The following is a 16902-nucleotide window of genomic DNA, read 5'->3' as shown; positions in this document are numbered from 1 at the left end:
GGGCCGCGCTGGCCGCACCACCGGATTCTCAGCTGTGCAGGAGGTTTCATTTGACTTACCTCATCGACCGTCGTTTGCAAGGCAAGAATAAATCCGCGGTCAATCGCGAGCGTTTCTTGCGGCGCTACAAGAGCCAGATCAAGGACGCCGTCGGGCGCGCCATCAAGGGTCGTTCGATCACCGACATCGAAAATGGCGAAAAAGTTTCCATCCCTGTCAAGGACGTGAACGAGCCCAGCTTCGGCCACGCCCATGGCGGCGTATGGGAAGTGGTCAATCCCGGCAACCAGGAATACCAGAAGGGCGACCAGATCGCCCGGCCCAAGGGCGGGGGCGGCGCCGGCCGCGGCAAGGCCGGCAACAGCGACCAGACCACGGAAGACGACTTCATCTTCGAGCTGTCGCGCGAAGAGTTCATGAACTATTTCTTCGAAGACCTGGAGCTGCCCAACCTCGTCAAGACCCAGCTCACCGCCACCACCGACTTCAAGACCCAGCGCGCCGGCTACACCGTGTCCGGCACGCCCTCGAACATCCACGTACTGCGCTCGTTGCGCGGCGCGCTGGGCCGGCGTATCGCCGTCGGCGGGCCGTCGCGCCGGCAACTGGCCGAGGCCGAGCAGGAACTGGAAACGCTGCTGCTGGACGGCGCGCCGCTGGACGACCCCAAGGTCGTCGAACTGAAAAAGCTGATCCATCACCTGCACACGCGCCTTTTGGCGATCCCCTTCATCGACCCGTTCGACCTGCGCTACAGCAACCGCATCAAGGTGCCGAAGCCGATGACACAGGCCGTGATGTTCTGCATCATGGACGTGTCGGGCTCGATGGACGAGCAGCGCAAGGACACGGCCAAGCGCTTCTTCATCCTGCTGTACCTGTTCCTCAAGCGTGTGTACGACAAGATCGACGTCGTCTTCATCCGTCACCACACGGCGGCGGCGGAAGTGGACGAGCACGAGTTCTTCCATTCGCGCGAGTCGGGCGGTACGGTCGTGTCGTCGGCGCTGAACCTGCTCAACAAGATCATCGACGAGCGCTACGGCGCCGGCTCGTGGAACAGCTACGTGGCGCAGGCATCGGACGGCGACAACTGGGACAACGACTCGGTGCTGTGCCGCCAGTTGCTGACCAACACGATCATGCCGAAAGTGCAGTACTACACATACGTGGAGATCACGGACGGGCCGCCGCAGAACCTGTGGGAGCAATACGCCCAGGTGCCGGACCACCACCAGCACTTCGCCATGCAGAAAATTGTCACGCCGGCCGATATCTATCCGGTGTTCCGTGAACTGTTCAAGAAGCAGCCAAAATGAACCAGATGACGAAACGACCTCCCCACCCGCGCGCGCTGCCGGAGCAGTCGGAATGGACGTTCGAGCTGATCGAACAGGCGCACGAGGAAATCAAGCGTGTGGCGCAGGGCTTCGGGCTCGACACCTATCCCAACCAGCTGGAGATCATCACGGCCGAGCAGATGATGGATGCGTACACGTCCGTCGGCATGCCCGTCTCGTATAACCACTGGTCGTTCGGCAAGCACTTCCTCGCTACCGAGAAGGGCTACAAGCGCGGCCAGATGGGCCTGGCGTACGAGATCGTCATCAACTCGAACCCGTGCATCGCCTACCTGATGGAAGAGAACAGCCTGACGATGCAGGCACTGGTCATCGCGCACGCCGCGTATGGCCACAACTCCTTCTTCAAGGGCAACTACCTGTTCCGCACGTGGACGGATGCGGAAGCCATCGTCGACTACATGGTGTTTGCCAAGAATTACATCGCCGAGTGCGAGCAGCGCCACGGCATCGACGCCGTCGAGCTGCTGCTGGACTCGTGCCATGCGATCCAGAACTACGGCGTCGACCGCTACAAACGCCCCGCCAAGCTGTCGCTGGCGCAGGAGCAGCAACGGCAGAAGGAGCGCGAGGCCTACCTGCAGTCCCAGGTCAACGAACTGTGGCGCACGCTGCCGCGGCGCGAGGAAGAGGAGACGGTCGCGCAAGCCCCTACCCGCTTCCCGCCCGAGCCGGAAGAGAACCTGCTGTACTTCATCGAGAAGTATGCGCCGCTGCTCGAGCCCTGGCAGCGCGAGCTGGTGCGCATCGTGCGCAAGATCTCCCAGTACTTCTACCCGCAGCGCCAGACGCAGGTGATGAACGAGGGCTGGGCGACTTTCTGGCACTACACGATCCTCAACCAGCTGTATGACGAAGGTGTCGTCGGCGACGGCTTCATGATGGAGTTCCTGAAGAGCCATACGAACGTCGTCTACCAGCCGCCCGTGCATAGCCAGTATTACAACGGCATCAATCCGTATGCGCTGGGCTTCGCGATGATGACGGACATCCGCCGCATCTGCGAGCACCCGACGGCAGAGGATCGCGAATGGTTCCCGGACATCGCCGGCAGCGACTGGAAGAAGACGCTGGACTTCGCCATGCGCAACTTCAAGGACGAGAGCTTTATCGCCCAATACCTGTCGCCCAAGCTGATCCGCGAGTTCCACTTCTTTGCCGTGCTGGACGACGACAAGAACGAGAAGCTCAACGTCTCGGCCATCCATGACGAGATGGGCTACCGCTACGTGCGCCAGCAGCTGGCCGACCAGTACAACCTGGGCAATCGCGAGCCGAACATCCAGGTCTGGTCCGTCAACACGCGCGACGACCGGGCGCTGACCTTGCGCCATACGCAGTTCAACCGCCGTCCGCTGAACCAGCAGGCGCACGAGGTGCTGAAGCACGTGGCGCGGCTGTGGGGCTTCGATGTCCACCTGGACACGGTATCGCCGGAAGGCAAGCTCATCAGCACGCTGGAGTGCAAGCGCGAGAAGCGGGGGCGGATCATCTAGGGCTGCAGCGCCTCGATGCTTCTAAAACAGGCATCCGGTGGTCGAGTCAGACTCGGCAACCGGGTGCCTTTTCCATGCACGCTGCCTGAACTTGGCGCGCCAATCTGAAAAGTTGGTCGTGCCGGTCTCGGATTTATTACTTTTTGGACTGCCCCCTGCGCGCCCTTGCACCAATCTGGCGCACGCCCCTCCAGATATAAGCCGGCGAGGTGCCACTATGGCATTCAGTGACCCGCCGAGCCACGTGGCCTGACCGGAATGTCAAGATTTCCTCTTCCGGTCAGGCCACTACCTCTACCAAAAGATGTAGTGAAATTTCAAAGCTAATCAAAAAGTATCAGCAGAACACCCATGCGCACGCTTTTTGCATATACTGGACCGGCGGCCAAAGAGGTCGAGTCGGTTACTGGAGGGAAACACAGTTGACCGAATTTTACGTTACGAGAAGCCGTAAAACGGCTCAGAATATTCTGTTTTTACGCGGTTGAGAAAACTATTGCATGTCTCGCCACGCTGGCGCCGGGAGGTGTCGCAGACGGGCTTGGAAGCTGCGCCAGAACGGTGCGGCGAAGCTTCGCGGAAGTGCGCTAAAGGCATGAAATTTAACCGGATTTTGGAGATCAAAATTCTATGTAAAATGAAGAATTCGTATGTATAATTCGCCGACGTCCCGGATGCGGCTGTAGCTTTGTGTCGCCATTTTGGGGGTTCAAGTAGAGTAGGATTGGAGAAAGCAGGCATGAATTTTAGTGATAACGGGAAGGTCAAGAAGAACTATACCGGCATCGTCATAGTGGTGGCCCTGCACATTGTGGCTGCATACGGGATCGTGTCAGGCTTGGGCAAACGGATGATCAGTAAAATGGTCGAGCCGGTTGAAACCAAGATCATCGAGGAGGTTGCTCCTCCTCCACCGAAAGAGCTGCCGCCGCCACCTCCACCGCCAGAAATGAAGGCGCCACCACCGCCCTTCATTCCTCCGGTCGAAGTGAACGTTCAGCAACCACCGCCACCGCAGAACGTGATCGCGAACGCGACCAACGTGAAGCCGGCAACGAACCAGTTGACCCCGCCAGCACCGCCAGCACCACCGGCACCGCCAGCACCTCCGGCACAGGCAGTACGCACCGCCGCAGTGGTCGACTTCAGCACCTGCCAGAAACCGGAATGGCCGAAGTCTTCGCTGCGTAACGAGGAAACGGGTACGGTGACGCTGCAGTTCCTGATTGGCGTCGACGGCCGCGTCGCCGACTCCAAGGTTCTCAAGTCCAGTGGCTTCCGTGACCTGGACAAGGCCGCGGTAGCTGGTATCAGTAAATGCAAATTCAAGCCCGCCACCGTTGACGGCAAGCCGCAAGAAGGCTGGCAGAGTATGCAGTACGTCTGGACGCTGGAATAAACCAACCGAGACAGTGTCTCAATTAGCAATTTCGTTGGCGTTACGTTCAGCGAACTGATCTTTTATCATTTTGGAGGAAGCATGTTTAAGAATACCCGTTTGTCCGCTGTACTGGCCGCTGTGCTGTTCTCGGTGACCGCAGCATCCGCCCTGGTGAGCGCACCGGCCCTGGCCGACGCGCCAGCCCCGGCAGCCGCTGAAGCACCTGCGGCAGCTCCGGCAGCGGACGCAGCGGCAGCTCCGGCAGCACCAGCTGCCGACGCAGCTGCTCCAGCAGCCGACGCGGCAGCCGGCCACGGCGACGCAGCCGGCAAGGAAGAAGTCGAGAACCCATTCGGCATCAAGGCCGTGTGGCACTCGGGCTGGGTCGCGAAAGGCACGATCGTCATCATGTCGATCATGTCGATCGGCTCCTGGTACATCATCATCACCAAGCTGCTGGACCAGATGAAGATCATGCGTCAAGCCAAGGACGTGCACGCCAAGTTCTGGAAAGCTTCGTCGGTCGCCGCTGGCGCCACGACGCTGGCTGAAGGCTCGCCATTCCGCTTCATCGCTGAAACTGGCATCAAGGCTTCCGGCCACCACGACGGCGCCCTGCTGGAGCAGATCGACCTGTCGACCTGGGTGACGATGTCGATCCAGCGCGCCGTGGACAAAGTCCAATCGCGCCTGCAAGACGGCCTGTCGTTCCTGGCAACCGTCGGCTCGACCGCACCGTTCATCGGTCTGTTCGGTACCGTCTGGGGTATTTACGGCGCACTGACCAACATCGGTATGACCGGTAACGCGTCGATCGACAAGGTTGCAGGTCCGGTCGGTGAAGCACTGATCATGACGGCATTCGGTCTGGCAGTCGCAGTTCCTGCCGTTCTGGGCTACAACTGGCTGGTGCGTCGTAACAAGTCGGCAATGGAAGAAGTCCGTTCGTTCTCGGCCGACGTGCACTCCGTGCTGATCTCCGGCGCCATGTCCACCGCTGACTCCGCTGCTCGCGCGGCCAAAAAAGTAGGCTAATACCATGTCGATGTCCGTAGGCTCCGATAGCGGAGGCGAAGACCAGGTAATGTCAGAGATCAACACGACGCCCCTCGTGGACATCATGTTGGTTCTGCTGATCATCTTCCTGATCACCAGCCCGGTCGTCCTCAAGCTGCAGAAGATTGCGCTGCCGGAAGAGGTCAACCAGGCGATCCAGACGAAGCCGGAAAATGTCAACATCGTGGTTAACAAAGATGGCGACATCTACTGGAATCAGAAGAAAATGCGGGACACGAATGAGTTGTTCGATTTTCTGAAGGTCGAGGCAGTGAAGTTGCCGCAACCCGAAGTGCACGTACGTGGCGACAAGGAAGCCAAGTACGAGTCCATCGGCCGCGTGATCTTCACGACCCAGCGCGCTGGCATCCAGAAGGTCGGTTTCATCACCGAACCGCCTGACAAGATGTAAGGCCCCTGCCCGGCCGCCTGCTCCAATCGGCGGTCCGGGCAGTCTTTCGAAAGGAACACACCCATGAGTATGAATGTCGGTTCGGGCAGCGCAAATCCCAATGCGGATCCGGAACCAATGATGGAAATGAACATGACACCGCTCATCGACGTGATGCTGGTGCTGATCATTATGTTGATTATTACGATCCCTAAGGCGAACCACTCGGTGAACCTGAACATGCCGGTGGGTACCCCGCCGCCACCGACGAAAGAACCGGTGGTCGTTCAGATCGACGTGGACTTCGACGGCACGATCCTGTGGGATGGCGCCGTGGTTCCGGATCGTGCTCAACTGGAACAGAAGCTGATGAACGTGGCGGCACAGGCTGATCAGCCGGAAGTGCACCTGCGTCCCAACAAGCTGGTCAACTACGAGTCCGTGGCAGGCGTGATGGCTGCGGCCCAGCGTCTGGGTGTCACCAAGATCGGCCTGGTCGGCAACGAACAGTTCCAGTAATGGGATCAAGGAAGCGCCCTGCCAGCACGACAGTGGCGGCCTGAAGCGCACGCTGCCGGCAGCATCGACAGCGTGCAACCCAGCCTGGCACGGAACGTGCGTAGTCCTGCGGAGCTTCCTGGAGTGCGTCTCTTTATTTTCCCCGATAGGCAGGTTATCCTGCCTATTCGTTTTTTTATTGAAAGAAATCTCGCCTATGTCCAAGTTCCGTCTCGCTCATCTCGGCCTTGCAATGGCCGCCCTCGGTTTCTCCGCAGCAGCGCCAATGGTCGGCCTGGTACCAGCGGCCTACGCCGCCGACACGGTGCGTGCCGAAGTGGGCAAACCGCTGCAGGAAGCGCAACGTCTCGCCAGCTCCGGCAAGAATCGTGAAGCGCTGGCCAAACTGAAGGAAGCCGACGCAGTCGGCGGCAAGAGCGACTTCGAGAAATATCAGATCGAACGCGTGCGCGCCGCGGCCGCCGCCGGTGCCGGTGACAACGATACCGCCATCCGCGCTTTTGAAACGCTGATCAATTCGGGCCGCCTGTCCGCGTCCGAGAAGCCGAAGTTCACGGAAGGCCTGGCCGGCATGTACTACCGCGCCAAGGACTACCCAAAGGCGATCACCTGGATCCAGAAGTCGCTGCAGGACAACCCGAACAACGCAACGATGAAGCAGCTGCTGACGCAGACCTACTTCATCAGCGGCCGTTACGCCGAAGCGGCGAAGGAATTGTCGCAAGGCCGCCAGAGCGAAGAAAACCTGCAGATGCTGGCCAATATCCAGCTGAAGCAGAACGACAAGGCCGGCTACGTGCAGACGCTGGAAAAACTGGCCGGCCAGTATCCGAAGGCATCGTACTGGGCCGACCTGCTGAACCGCGTGCAGGGCAAGCCGGGCTTCTCGTCGACCCTGAACCTGGACGTGATGCGCCTGAAGCTGGCACTGGGCCAGATGAGCAAGCCATCCGAGTTCATGGAAATGGCCCAGCTGGCACTGCAGGCCGGCAACGCGCCTGAAGCCATCAAGATCATCGACCAGGGCTACAAGAAAGGCGCACTGGGCACCGGCACCGACGCGGCCCGTCACCAGCGCCTGAAGGACCTGGCCAACAAGACGCTGGCCGACCAGACGGCGAACCAGGCCACCCACGAAGCCAACCTGATCAAGGAAAAGGATTCCGACGGCCTGTTCAACATGGGCTACGCCCTGACGTCCGGCGGCAAGGCCGACAAGGGCATCCCGCTGATGGAACAAGCAATGAAGCTGGGTACGGGACGTCGTCCGGAAGAGCAGAAGCTGCACTACGGTATCGGCCTGTACAACGCTGGCAAGAAGGCCCTGCCCTGGCAGCCCTGAAGAACGTCAAGGGTACGGCCGGCGAAGCGGAACTGGCCCGTTACTGGACGCTGTACATCAACAACCCGATGTAAATTCGGCTCCGGTCCGAGCGAAAGCGCCGCCTGTCCTGCAGGTGGCGCTTTTTTTTGGGGTCTGTCCCTGCAAGGGACTGACCCCGAAGTTTAGTTGCGGACCTCAGAAACTTCAGGGTCAGTCCCCTGAGGGGGACAGACCCCGGCGTCCCGGGCTGGTGCGCTGCGGCATTTCCATATGTGAAATGGTCAAACGTTCCGTATAATCGCTGGTTCAGGCAACAGAAATCGAGCTCGATATCCTCATGAAGGTTTTTCGCGGACTACCCAACGCAGCGGCGCGTGCGCCTTGCGCACTCACCATCGGCAACTTCGACGGTGTCCATCGCGGCCACCAGGCGCTGCTGGCGCGGGTGCGTACGGCGGCCGGCAGCCTGGGCCTGGAAGCGGCCGTGATGACGTTCGAGCCCCATCCCCGTGAATTCTTTGCCCACAAGGCAGGCGACCTGTCGAAGGCGCCGCCCCGCATCGCCAACCTGCGCGACAAGCTGGGTTCGCTGGCAGCCAATGGCATCGACCGCGTCATCGTCGAACATTTCAGCGATTCGTTCGCCTCGCTGTCCCCGCAGGACTTCACCGAGCGCGTGCTGGTGGACGGCCTGCACGTCAAGTGGCTGATGGTGGGCGACGACTTCTGCTACGGCGCCCGGCGCGCCGGCAACGTCGCGATGCTGATGGAAGCGGGCCGGCGCCATGGCTTCCACGTGGAAGCCCTGCCCACCGTCATGAACGGCGACATCCGCATCTCGTCCTCGGCCGTGCGCACGGCGCTGTCCCAAGGCGACTTTGCCCAGGCCGAGCAATTGCTGGGCCACCCGTATTCCATTTCCGGCCACGTCATCCACGGTGCCAAGCTGGGTCGCACGATCGGCTACCCGACCCTGAACCTGCGCGTGCCGCACCGCCCGGCGCTGGGCGGCATCTTCATCGTGCAGGTGCATGGCCTGGCGGACGCGCCGCTGCCGGCAGTCGCCAGCCTGGGCGTGCGCCCGACGGTGGAGGATGCCGGCCGCGTGCTGCTGGAAGTGCACATCTTCGACTTCGCCGGGCACTGCTACGGCAAGCAGGTCAAGGTCGAGTTCCTGGAAAAACTGCGCGATGAAGCGAAATTCGTCGACCTGCCCACGCTGACGGCGGCCATCGACGCCGACGCGGCCGCCGCCCGTGCCTACTTTGCCGCCCGCGGCGCACTGGCCGAAGAGCGCAGCGGCGCCATCACGGCCACCGACCGAATTTGAGTGGCGCAAGCCCCCTGCTGCCCCGTCACTCCCCTACACGTATCAGAGAAACTACCCACATGTCCGACAACAAAGCGAAGAAGGCCGAGAGCAAGCCGGCCAGTAAGTACCCGGTCAATATGACCGAAACGCCATTCCCCATGCGGGGCGACCTGGCCAAGCGCGAACCCAACTGGGTCAAGCAATGGCAGGACAAGAAAATCTACCAGCGCATCCGCAAGGCCGCCGCCGGCCGGCCGAAGTTCATCCTGCATGACGGTCCGCCGTACGCCAACGGCGACATCCACCTGGGCCATGCCGTCAACAAGATCCTGAAGGACATCGTCGTCAAGTCGCGCACCCTGGCCGGCTTCGACGCACCGTACGTCCCGGGCTGGGATTGCCACGGCATGCCGATCGAGATCCAGATCGAAAAACTGTACGGCAAGAACCTGCCGACGGCCGAGGTGCTGACCAAGGCGCGCGCCTACGCGCTGGAGCAGATCGACAAGCAACGCGCCGGCTTCATCCGCCTGGGCGTGCTGGGCGAATGGGACAATCCGTACATGACGATGGCCCACGGTAACGAGGCCGACGAGCTGCGCGCCCTGGGCAAGCTCTTGGAGAAGGGCTACGTCTACCGCGGCCTGAAGCCCGTCAACTGGTGCTTCGACTGCGGCTCGGCGCTGGCCGAGGCGGAAGTGGAATACCAGGACAAGCGCGATCCGGCGATCGACGTCGGCTTCCCGTTCGCGGAACAGGACAAGCTGGCCGCGGCCTTCGGCCTGGACAAGCTGCCGGGCGAGCGCGGCTTCATCGTCATCTGGACGACGACGCCGTGGACGATCCCGTCCAACCAGGCCCTGAACGTGCATCCGGAAGTGACGTATGCGCTGGTGCAGACCAACCGCGACGGCGACATGCTGATCGTGGCCGCCGACCTCGTCGAGGCCTGCCTGCAGCGCTACAAGCTCGAAGGCAGCGTCGTCGCGACGACGACGGGCGCCAAGCTGGAGAACATCCGCTTCAAGCACCCGCTGCACGCGCGCGACGCCTTCTACGACCGTTACTCGCCCGTCTACCTGGCCGACTACGTGACGACCGAGAGCGGCACGGGCGTCGTCCACTCCGCCCCGGCCTATGGCCTGGACGACTTCATCTCCTGCCGCAAGCACGGCATGAAGGACGACGAGATCCTGACGCCGGTGATGGGCGACGGCAAGTACGTGCCGAGCCTGCCGCTGTTCGGCGGCATGACGATCTGGGAAGCATCGAAGCCGATCTGCGAAGCGCTGCGCGAAGCTGCCGCCCTGTTCGAACTGAAGATGTTCGATCACAGCTACATGCACTGCTGGCGCCACAAGACGCCGATCGTCTACCGCGCCACCTCGCAATGGTTTGCCGGCATGGACCTGCAGCCGATCGACGGCGGCCCGACCCTGCGCGAAACGGCGCTGGAAGGCATCGCCGCGACGAAATTCTTCCCCGACTGGGGCCAGGCGCGCCTGCACGGCATGATCGCCAACCGTCCGGACTGGACGCTGTCGCGCCAGCGCCAGTGGGGCGTGCCGATGGCATTCTTCATCCACAAGGAAACCGGCGAGCTGCATCCGCGCACGCCGGAGCTGCTGGAAGAAGTGGCCAGGCGCATCGAGGCGGGCGGCATCGACGCCTGGCTGGCGCTGGACCCGGCCGAACTGCTGGGCGAGGACGCCGCCATCTACATGAAGAACAAGGACACGCTGGACGTCTGGTTCGACTCCGGCACGACGCACCAGACGGTGCTGCGCGGCTCGCACCAGGAGCAGTCCGCGTTCCCGGCCGACCTGTACCTGGAAGGCTCGGACCAGCACCGCGGCTGGTTCCACTCGTCGCTGCTGACGTCGTCGATGCTGAACGGCCAGCCGCCCTACAAGGCGCTGCTGACGCACGGCTTCACGGTCGACGGCGAAGGCAAGAAGATGTCCAAGTCGCTGGGCAATACGCTGGCACCGGACAAGATCTCGAACAGCCTGGGCGCCGACATCCTGCGCCTGTGGATCGCCTCGACCGACTACACGGGCGAGCTGTCGATCTCGGAAGAAATCCTGAAGCGCGTGACGGAGTCGTACCGCCGCCTGCGCAACACGCTGCGCTTCCTGCTGGCCAACACGTCCGACTTCGATCCGAAGACCAACGCGGTCGCCATCGACGAATTGCTGGAAACCGACCGCTACGCGCTGGCCAACCTGGCCGTGCTGCAGTCGGCCGTCGAGCAGCACTACGAGAACTACGAGTTCCACCCGGTCGTGTCGAAACTGCAGAACTACTGCTCGGAAGACCTGGGCGGCTTCTACCTGGACATCCTGAAGGACCGCCTGTACACGACGGCCGTGGATTCGAAAGCACGCCGTTCGGCACAGACGGCGCTGTGGCACATCACGCAAAGCCTGCTGCGCATGCTGGCGCCGGTGCTGACGTTCACGGCCGAGGAAGCGTGGGCCAGCTTCGCCGGGACCGAAGCGTATGCGGCGTCCGATGAAACCATCTACACGCAGACTTGGTGGCAGCTGCCGGCGATTGCCGACAGCGAAGCGCTGCTGGCGAAGTACGCCGTCATCCTGGCCGTGCGTGCCGACGTGACGAAGCGCCTGGAAGACCTGCGCGCTTCCGGTGCGATCGGTTCGTCGCTGCAGGCCGAGCTGGAGATCAAGGCGTCCGGCGACAAGTACCGCCTGCTGGCCAGCCTGGAAGACGACCTGAAATTCGTCTTCATCACGTCGCTGGCCAAGGCCGTCGAAGTGGCGGCCGAGGCCGACGAAGCCGTCAACGTGGCCGCCTCGAACGACGCCAAGTGCGAGCGCTGCTGGCACTACCGCGCCGACGTGGGCAGCCACGCCGACCACCCGACCCTGTGCGGCCGCTGCCACAGCAACCTGTTCGGCGCCGGCGAGCCGCGCAAATACGCTTAACGAGGCCGCGCGCCGCCGGCTTGCATCGAAACCCGGGCCCAACGACTGGGGTCGGACCCGCCGGGTCCGACCCCGGCTTCACGCTGTTGGGTTGTCAATGCGCCGGTGGCCCCGCGACGTTTATTTCGGCAACATACATCTGAAACCTCCATGGCCAAAAGCAAAAAAACATTCTCCAGCAAACCTTCCGGCAGCCTGACGCCATGGCTGGGCATTGCTGCCGTCATCATCCTGCTCGACCAGCTGACGAAGATCACGATCACCAAGCTGTTCAAGTACGGCGAGGAACTGGTCGTCACGAACTTCTTCAACCTGGTGCTGGCGTACAACCGCGGCGCCGCGTTCAGCTTCCTGTCCAACGAGTCCGGCTGGCAGCGCTACTTCTTCACGGCGATCGGCATCGGCGCCGCGCTGTACATCGTCTACCTGCTGCGCAAGCATGCGGGCCAGCGGCTGTTCTGCTGGGCGCTGGCGCTGATCCTGGGCGGTGCCGTCGGCAACGTCATCGACCGCATCATGTACGGCCACGTGATCGATTTCCTCGATTTCCACTGGCGCGGCCTGGGCCATTTCCCGGCCTTTAATGTTGCCGACAGCGCCATCTGCATCGGTGCCGCCCTGTTCATCCTGGACGAGCTGCGCCGCGTTAACAAATAACTGGTCCGCGGGAGCCACCATGGAACTGACTGGTAAGAAGATCGTCCTCGGGTTGTCCGGGGGCGTGGCCTGCTACAAGGCGGCCGAACTGTGCCGCGCGCTGACAAAGCAGGGCGCCGCCGTCCAGGTCGTCATGACGGATGCGGCGCTGCATTTCATCACGGCCGTGACGATGCAGGCGCTGTCCGGCAAGCCGGTGTACTCGAGCCAGTGGGACCCGCGCGTCGACAACAACATGGCGCACATCGACGTCACCCGCGGCGCCGATGCCATCGTCATCGCGCCCTGCTCCGCCGACTTCATGTATAAGCTGGCGCACGGCGTCTGCGACGACTTGCTGTCGACGATGTGCCTGGCCCGCCCCCGCCACGTGCCGCTGCTGGTGGCGCCCGCGATGAACGTGGAAATGTGGACCAATCCCGCCACCCAGCGCAATGCCCACCAGCTGCGCGAGGACGGCATCTGCATTATCGGCCCTGCCGCCGGCGAGCAGGCCTGCGGCGAGACGGGCATGGGCCGCATGCTGGAGCCCGAGCAGTTGCTGGCCGAAATCATTGCCGCGTTCCAGCCGAAGCTCATGGCCGGCAAGCGCATCCTGATCACGGCGGGGCCCACGTTCGAGGCCATCGACCCGGTGCGGGGCATCACCAACCTGTCGTCCGGCAAGATGGGCTATGCCGTCGCCCGCGCCGCTCGCGAGGCCGGCGCCGACGTCACGCTGATCTCCGGCCCGACCGCATTGCCCACGCCGTTCGGCGTGCACCGCATCGACGTGCAGAGCGCGCGCCAGATGATGGAGGCGGTCAACGCCGCCATCGAGGGCCAGCACGTCTTCATCGCCGTTGCCGCCGTGGCGGACTGGCGCGTGAAGAACCCCAGCACGCAAAAGGTCAAGAAGACGGGCGACACCGCGCCGGCACTGGAGTTCGAGGAAAACCCGGACATCCTGGCCACCATCGCCGCGCGCACCACGCTGGCCGGGCATCCGTACTGCGTGGGCTTTGCCGCCGAGTCGGAAAACCTGGTGGAATTCGGGGCCGCCAAGCGCGCACGCAAGGGCATTCCGCTGCTGGTCGGCAATATCGGCCATCACACGTTCGGCGCGGACGACAACACAATCATCCTGTTCGACGAGCAAGGCCACACGATCCTGCCGCGGGCCGACAAGCTGACGCTGGCGCGCCAGCTGATTTCCGAAATTTCCAAACGTACCAACAAGCATTCGCTTTTCCAATAAATGAAATCCATCGACGTCAAGATCCTCGACCCGCGCATGCAGGACCAGCTGCCGGCCTATGCAACGCCCGGCAGTGCCGGCCTCGACCTGCGCGCGTGCCTGGACGCCCCCATCACGATCGAACCGGGCCAGACCGTGCTGGTGCCGACGGGCCTGGCGATCCATATCGGCGACCCCGGCTATGCCGCCATGATCCTGCCGCGCAGCGGCATGGGTCACAAGAACGGCATTGTTCTTGGGAATCTGGTAGGCTTGATCGATTCCGACTACCAGGGCCAGCTCATGGTGTCGACGTGGAACCGGGGGCAGAGCAGTTTTACGCTGAACCCGATGGAGCGTCTCGCCCAGCTGATCGTCGTGCCCGTGCTGCAAGTGGGCTTCAACGTGGTGGAGGAATTCGGTGACAGCGCACGGGGCGAAGGCGGCTTCGGCAGCACCGGAAAACACTAATAACAGAGACGAAGGAAGGATTCATGGCAGGAACCGTCGCACCACGCATCATTTCAACCACGCGGCCCGCACTGGCTGCACTGACGGTGGCCCTGCTGCTTTCGGCCTGCGCTACAACACCTCCCGCCTGCGTGCCGCCTGTCGCGGAGCAGGCCCCGGCGGCGCCCGAGGCACCGCTGGTGACGCCGCGCATGGTCGCGGCGCGCGACGCCGTGCGCTCGATGGTATCGCTGCAGGACCGCCTGTATCGCGTGGCGGCCCCGCTCCTGATCAATAACGCCGAACTGTGCCGCACCCAGGCCCGCAGCCTGCTGGGCTTCACGGCCAAGAACAAGTGGTCGTATCCAGGCGAATACGCCGACGCCGCCGAGGCGGTGCTGGGCTATGGCGATACGCTGCAGGTCTCCGGTGTGCTGGCCGGCAGTGGCGCCGCCCGTGCCGGGCTGCGCAAAGGCGACGAACTGGTTGCCGCGGATGGCCGTCCCCTGCCCTCCGGCCGCGGCGCCGAAACGCAGGCGGCCGCCGTGTTCGGCCCGCTCGTGTCCAAGCGCGCCCAGCTGTCGATGACCATTTCGCGCGACGGCAGCAACCAGGTGCTGCGCGTGCCCGTCACGCGCGCCTGCGCCATCCGCGTCGACCTGGGCAATGCCGACAATGTCAATTCGTACGCCGACGGTTCGCGTGTGGCCGTCACGCGCGGCATGATCAACTTCGCCGAAACCGACGAAGCCATCGCCTACGTGCTGGCCAAGGACATCGCCCACAACGTGCTGGGCCACGCCTCGGCGCTGCGCAACACGGCGACGATCGGCAGCATGATCGACAACCTGACGTCCGTGCGGCCCGACCTGTCGCTGCTGATCGGCACCTCCGGTATCCGGGCGATCCCGGCCGACATGGAAGCGGCGGCCGACAAGCTGGCGCTGTACATGCTGGCCCGCGGCGGCTACCCCATCGAGCGCTACAAGAACTTCTGGCAACGCCTGGCTGCGCAGTATCCCGCCTCCGTGCTGAACGGCTACGCGGCGATCCACCCCACCGTCGGCCAGCGCACGGCCGGTATCGACCAGGTCGTGGCCGACATCCGCGCCAAGCAGGCCGCCAATAAGCGGCTGAAGCCATGATGCGTCGCCTGGCCGCCTGCCTGCTGTGCGCACCCGTGCTGGTGCATGCCGCGCCGTGGACGAAAGCCCGCACGGACAAGGATGGCACCTTGTACGTCGACAAGGCATCGATCCGCAAGGTGGACGGCGGGCGCAAGGCCTGGACGCTGGAATCGTTCCGCAAGCCGCAATCGGCGCCGGACGGCAAGCAATACCTGTCCGTCCGGGCCCAGCAGTTGTACGACTGCGAGGCGCGCACCGTCACGCTGCAATCCCAGCTGTTCTACCCGGAGCCGATGGCGAAGGGCGAGATCGTCGGCACGTATAAATTCGAGGCCTTCGATGCGGAAGCGGTCGAACCGGGCAGCCGCTACGACGGCGCCATGAAGCTCATCTGCGGGCGGGTTCGTTAGCAGCCCGACATGGTTTCGTCGGCCATAGTATAGTTTGCCGATGGACAGCATCGACCTCGAAGTACTGAAAACCAGCGCAGCCTGGATCGCGGCGGGACACCGCTGCGAACTCGTCACCGTCATCAAGACCTGGGGCTCCAGCCCCCGCCCCATCGGCGCCACCCTGGCCATCTGCGACGACGGCCGCGTCGTCGGTTCCGTCTCGGGCGGCTGCATCGAAGACGACCTCATCGCCCGCGTCCGCAACGAAGGCGTTACCCGCACCTTGCCGCAAATCGTCACCTACGGCATCAGCGCCGACGAGGCGCACCGCTTCGGCCTGCCCTGCGGCGGCACGATCGAGCTGGCCATCGAACCGCTGGGCCCGCACAGCCGCATTGCAGAACTGCTGGGCCGGCTCGAACAGCACCAGCTGGTCGAGCGCCGCGTCGACCTGCGCACCGGTGCCGTCACCCTGGACAAGGCCGCCGCCGGCGCCGTGCTGACATTGACGGACGACGCCCTTGTCACGCAACACGGCCCGCGCTGGCGCCTGCTCATCATCGGCGCCGGCCAGCTGTCGCGCTTTGTCGCACAGATCGCCACGGCAATGGACTATCACGTCACTGTCTGCGACCCGCGCGAGGAATACCGCAGCGGCTGGACATTACCGGAAGCACGCCTGGTCCATGCGATGCCGGACGACCTCGTGCTGGAAATGAAACTGGACAGCCGCAGCGCCGTGGTGGCACTGACGCACGACCCGAAGCTGGACGACCTGGCGTTGATGGAAGCCTTGAAGTCGGACGCCTTCTACGTGGGCGCCATCGGCTCGCGCGCCAACAACGCCAAGCGGCGCGAACGGCTGCTGCAGTTCGACCTGACGCCGGCCCAGCTGGACCGTCTGCACGGCCCCGTCGGCCTGTACATCGGCAGCAAGACCCCGGCGGAGATCGCCATCTCGATCCTGGCCGAGATGACAGCCGTCAAGAACGGCGTTCCGCGCGAGCTGCAAGTCAACCACGCGGCGGCGCTCGAAGCCCCGGGCACCGCCGCCTGCGTCACCGCGCTGCAAACCTGACGCAAGAGCAAGAACCGGCTGGCCAGACCGCCGAGGGCGTGTCAAGATCTAGGCCAGGCACAAAAGCCGGCACGGTCCCGGCCGTACCACGGCTCGCCACTACAGCCGGGTCCGTGTCCCACCGCGGGGTCAGTCACCAAAACGGGACACGGCCTCTGCCGTACTACAGCCGAGCTCGTGTCTCACAACGGTGA

15 protein-coding genes are annotated in these 16902 nt (G+C 63.3%); all 15 read left to right on the top strand.

The window, feature by feature from the left end; all coding sequences use genetic code 11:
- Positions 1 to 50 precede the first annotated feature (50 nt).
- The 15 genes from PX653_RS27875 to PX653_RS27805 all read left to right on the top strand — a co-directional run bounded on the left by PX653_RS27875 (position 51) and on the right by PX653_RS27805 (position 16708).
- On the top strand, positions 51 to 1319 hold the full coding sequence (locus PX653_RS27875; protein ID WP_277415872.1) for a YeaH/YhbH family protein: 1269 nt from the start codon (positions 51 to 53) through the stop codon (positions 1317 to 1319).
- Positions 1316 to 2857 (top strand): SpoVR family protein, encoded by a 1542-nt coding sequence (locus tag PX653_RS27870; RefSeq protein ID WP_371876393.1) that lies wholly within the window; start codon positions 1316 to 1318, stop codon positions 2855 to 2857. The genes PX653_RS27875 and PX653_RS27870 overlap by 4 nt, the downstream gene beginning before the upstream one ends.
- A 739-nt stretch (positions 2858 to 3596) precedes the next feature.
- On the top strand, positions 3597 to 4256 hold the full coding sequence (locus tag PX653_RS27865) for an energy transducer TonB (protein WP_277415871.1): 660 nt from the start codon (positions 3597 to 3599) through the stop codon (positions 4254 to 4256).
- Between the two features lie 81 nt (positions 4257 to 4337).
- Positions 4338 to 5273 carry a MotA/TolQ/ExbB proton channel family protein gene (locus PX653_RS27860; RefSeq protein WP_277415870.1) on the top strand — a complete coding sequence of 312 codons (936 nt, stop codon included), beginning with the start codon at positions 4338 to 4340 and terminating at the stop codon, positions 5271 to 5273.
- A 4-nt stretch (positions 5274 to 5277) separates the two neighbouring features.
- Positions 5278 to 5706 (top strand): ExbD/TolR family protein, encoded by a 429-nt coding sequence (locus PX653_RS27855; protein ID WP_277415869.1) that lies wholly within the window; start codon positions 5278 to 5280, stop codon positions 5704 to 5706.
- A gap of 63 nt (positions 5707 to 5769) precedes the next feature.
- Positions 5770 to 6204 carry an ExbD/TolR family protein gene (locus tag PX653_RS27850; protein ID WP_277415868.1) on the top strand — a complete coding sequence of 145 codons (435 nt, stop codon included), beginning with the start codon at positions 5770 to 5772 and terminating at the stop codon, positions 6202 to 6204.
- 196 nt (positions 6205 to 6400) lie between these two features.
- On the top strand, positions 6401 to 7546 hold the full coding sequence (locus PX653_RS27845) for a tetratricopeptide repeat protein (protein ID WP_307730901.1): 1146 nt from the start codon (positions 6401 to 6403) through the stop codon (positions 7544 to 7546).
- Positions 7547 to 7865: 319 nt separating this feature from the next.
- Positions 7866 to 8858 (top strand): bifunctional riboflavin kinase/FAD synthetase, encoded by a 993-nt coding sequence (locus PX653_RS27840; RefSeq protein ID WP_277415867.1) that lies wholly within the window; start codon positions 7866 to 7868, stop codon positions 8856 to 8858.
- Between the two features lie 59 nt (positions 8859 to 8917).
- Positions 8918 to 11788, top strand: a complete 2871-nt coding sequence (gene ileS, locus PX653_RS27835) for an isoleucine--tRNA ligase (RefSeq protein WP_277415866.1) — start codon at positions 8918 to 8920, stop codon at positions 11786 to 11788.
- A 150-nt stretch (positions 11789 to 11938) separates the two neighbouring features.
- Positions 11939 to 12445, top strand: a complete 507-nt coding sequence (lspA, locus tag PX653_RS27830; protein ID WP_277415865.1) for a signal peptidase II — start codon at positions 11939 to 11941, stop codon at positions 12443 to 12445.
- A gap of 19 nt (positions 12446 to 12464) precedes the next feature.
- Positions 12465 to 13682, top strand: a complete 1218-nt coding sequence (coaBC, locus tag PX653_RS27825) for a bifunctional phosphopantothenoylcysteine decarboxylase/phosphopantothenate--cysteine ligase CoaBC (RefSeq protein ID WP_277415864.1) — start codon at positions 12465 to 12467, stop codon at positions 13680 to 13682.
- Positions 13683 to 14132 (top strand): dUTP diphosphatase, encoded by a 450-nt coding sequence (dut, locus tag PX653_RS27820; RefSeq protein ID WP_277415863.1) that lies wholly within the window; start codon positions 13683 to 13685, stop codon positions 14130 to 14132.
- Between the two features lie 23 nt (positions 14133 to 14155).
- On the top strand, positions 14156 to 15256 hold the full coding sequence (locus PX653_RS27815; protein ID WP_277415862.1) for a M48 family metallopeptidase: 1101 nt from the start codon (positions 14156 to 14158) through the stop codon (positions 15254 to 15256).
- Positions 15253 to 15648, top strand: coding sequence for a surface-adhesin E family protein (locus PX653_RS27810; RefSeq protein WP_277415861.1), 396 nt, complete (start codon positions 15253 to 15255; stop codon positions 15646 to 15648). Before PX653_RS27815 ends, PX653_RS27810 begins: the two co-directional genes overlap by 4 nt.
- A gap of 40 nt (positions 15649 to 15688) precedes the next feature.
- Entirely contained in the window at positions 15689 to 16708 is a 1020-nt protein-coding gene (locus tag PX653_RS27805; RefSeq protein WP_277415860.1) for an XdhC family protein, read from the top strand.
- Positions 16709 to 16902: the final 194 nt, after the last annotated feature.

The sequence above is a fragment of the Pseudoduganella chitinolytica genome, from assembly GCF_029028125.1.
GTDB lineage: Bacteria > Pseudomonadota > Gammaproteobacteria > Burkholderiales > Burkholderiaceae_D > Rugamonas > Rugamonas chitinolytica.
This window is presented reverse-complemented; position numbering and strand designations above follow the sequence as displayed.

Coding starts and splice junctions, on each gene's coding strand:
- ileS (WP_277415866.1), top strand. CDS start 8,918: ATGTCCGACAACAAAGCGAAGAAGGCCGAGAGCAAGCCGGCCAGTAAG.
- PX653_RS27855 (WP_277415869.1), top strand. CDS start 5,278: ATGTCGATGTCCGTAGGCTCCGATAGCGGAGGCGAAGACCAGGTAATG.
- PX653_RS27805 (WP_277415860.1), top strand. CDS start 15,689: ATGGACAGCATCGACCTCGAAGTACTGAAAACCAGCGCAGCCTGGATC.
- lspA (WP_277415865.1), top strand. CDS start 11,939: ATGGCCAAAAGCAAAAAAACATTCTCCAGCAAACCTTCCGGCAGCCTG.
- dut (WP_277415863.1), top strand. CDS start 13,683: ATGAAATCCATCGACGTCAAGATCCTCGACCCGCGCATGCAGGACCAG.
- PX653_RS27845 (WP_307730901.1), top strand. CDS start 6,401: ATGTCCAAGTTCCGTCTCGCTCATCTCGGCCTTGCAATGGCCGCCCTC.
- PX653_RS27870 (WP_371876393.1), top strand. CDS start 1,316: ATGAACCAGATGACGAAACGACCTCCCCACCCGCGCGCGCTGCCGGAG.
- PX653_RS27850 (WP_277415868.1), top strand. CDS start 5,770: ATGAGTATGAATGTCGGTTCGGGCAGCGCAAATCCCAATGCGGATCCG.
- PX653_RS27865 (WP_277415871.1), top strand. CDS start 3,597: ATGAATTTTAGTGATAACGGGAAGGTCAAGAAGAACTATACCGGCATC.
- coaBC (WP_277415864.1), top strand. CDS start 12,465: ATGGAACTGACTGGTAAGAAGATCGTCCTCGGGTTGTCCGGGGGCGTG.
- PX653_RS27860 (WP_277415870.1), top strand. CDS start 4,338: ATGTTTAAGAATACCCGTTTGTCCGCTGTACTGGCCGCTGTGCTGTTC.
- PX653_RS27815 (WP_277415862.1), top strand. CDS start 14,156: ATGGCAGGAACCGTCGCACCACGCATCATTTCAACCACGCGGCCCGCA.
- PX653_RS27810 (WP_277415861.1), top strand. CDS start 15,253: ATGATGCGTCGCCTGGCCGCCTGCCTGCTGTGCGCACCCGTGCTGGTG.
- PX653_RS27840 (WP_277415867.1), top strand. CDS start 7,866: ATGAAGGTTTTTCGCGGACTACCCAACGCAGCGGCGCGTGCGCCTTGC.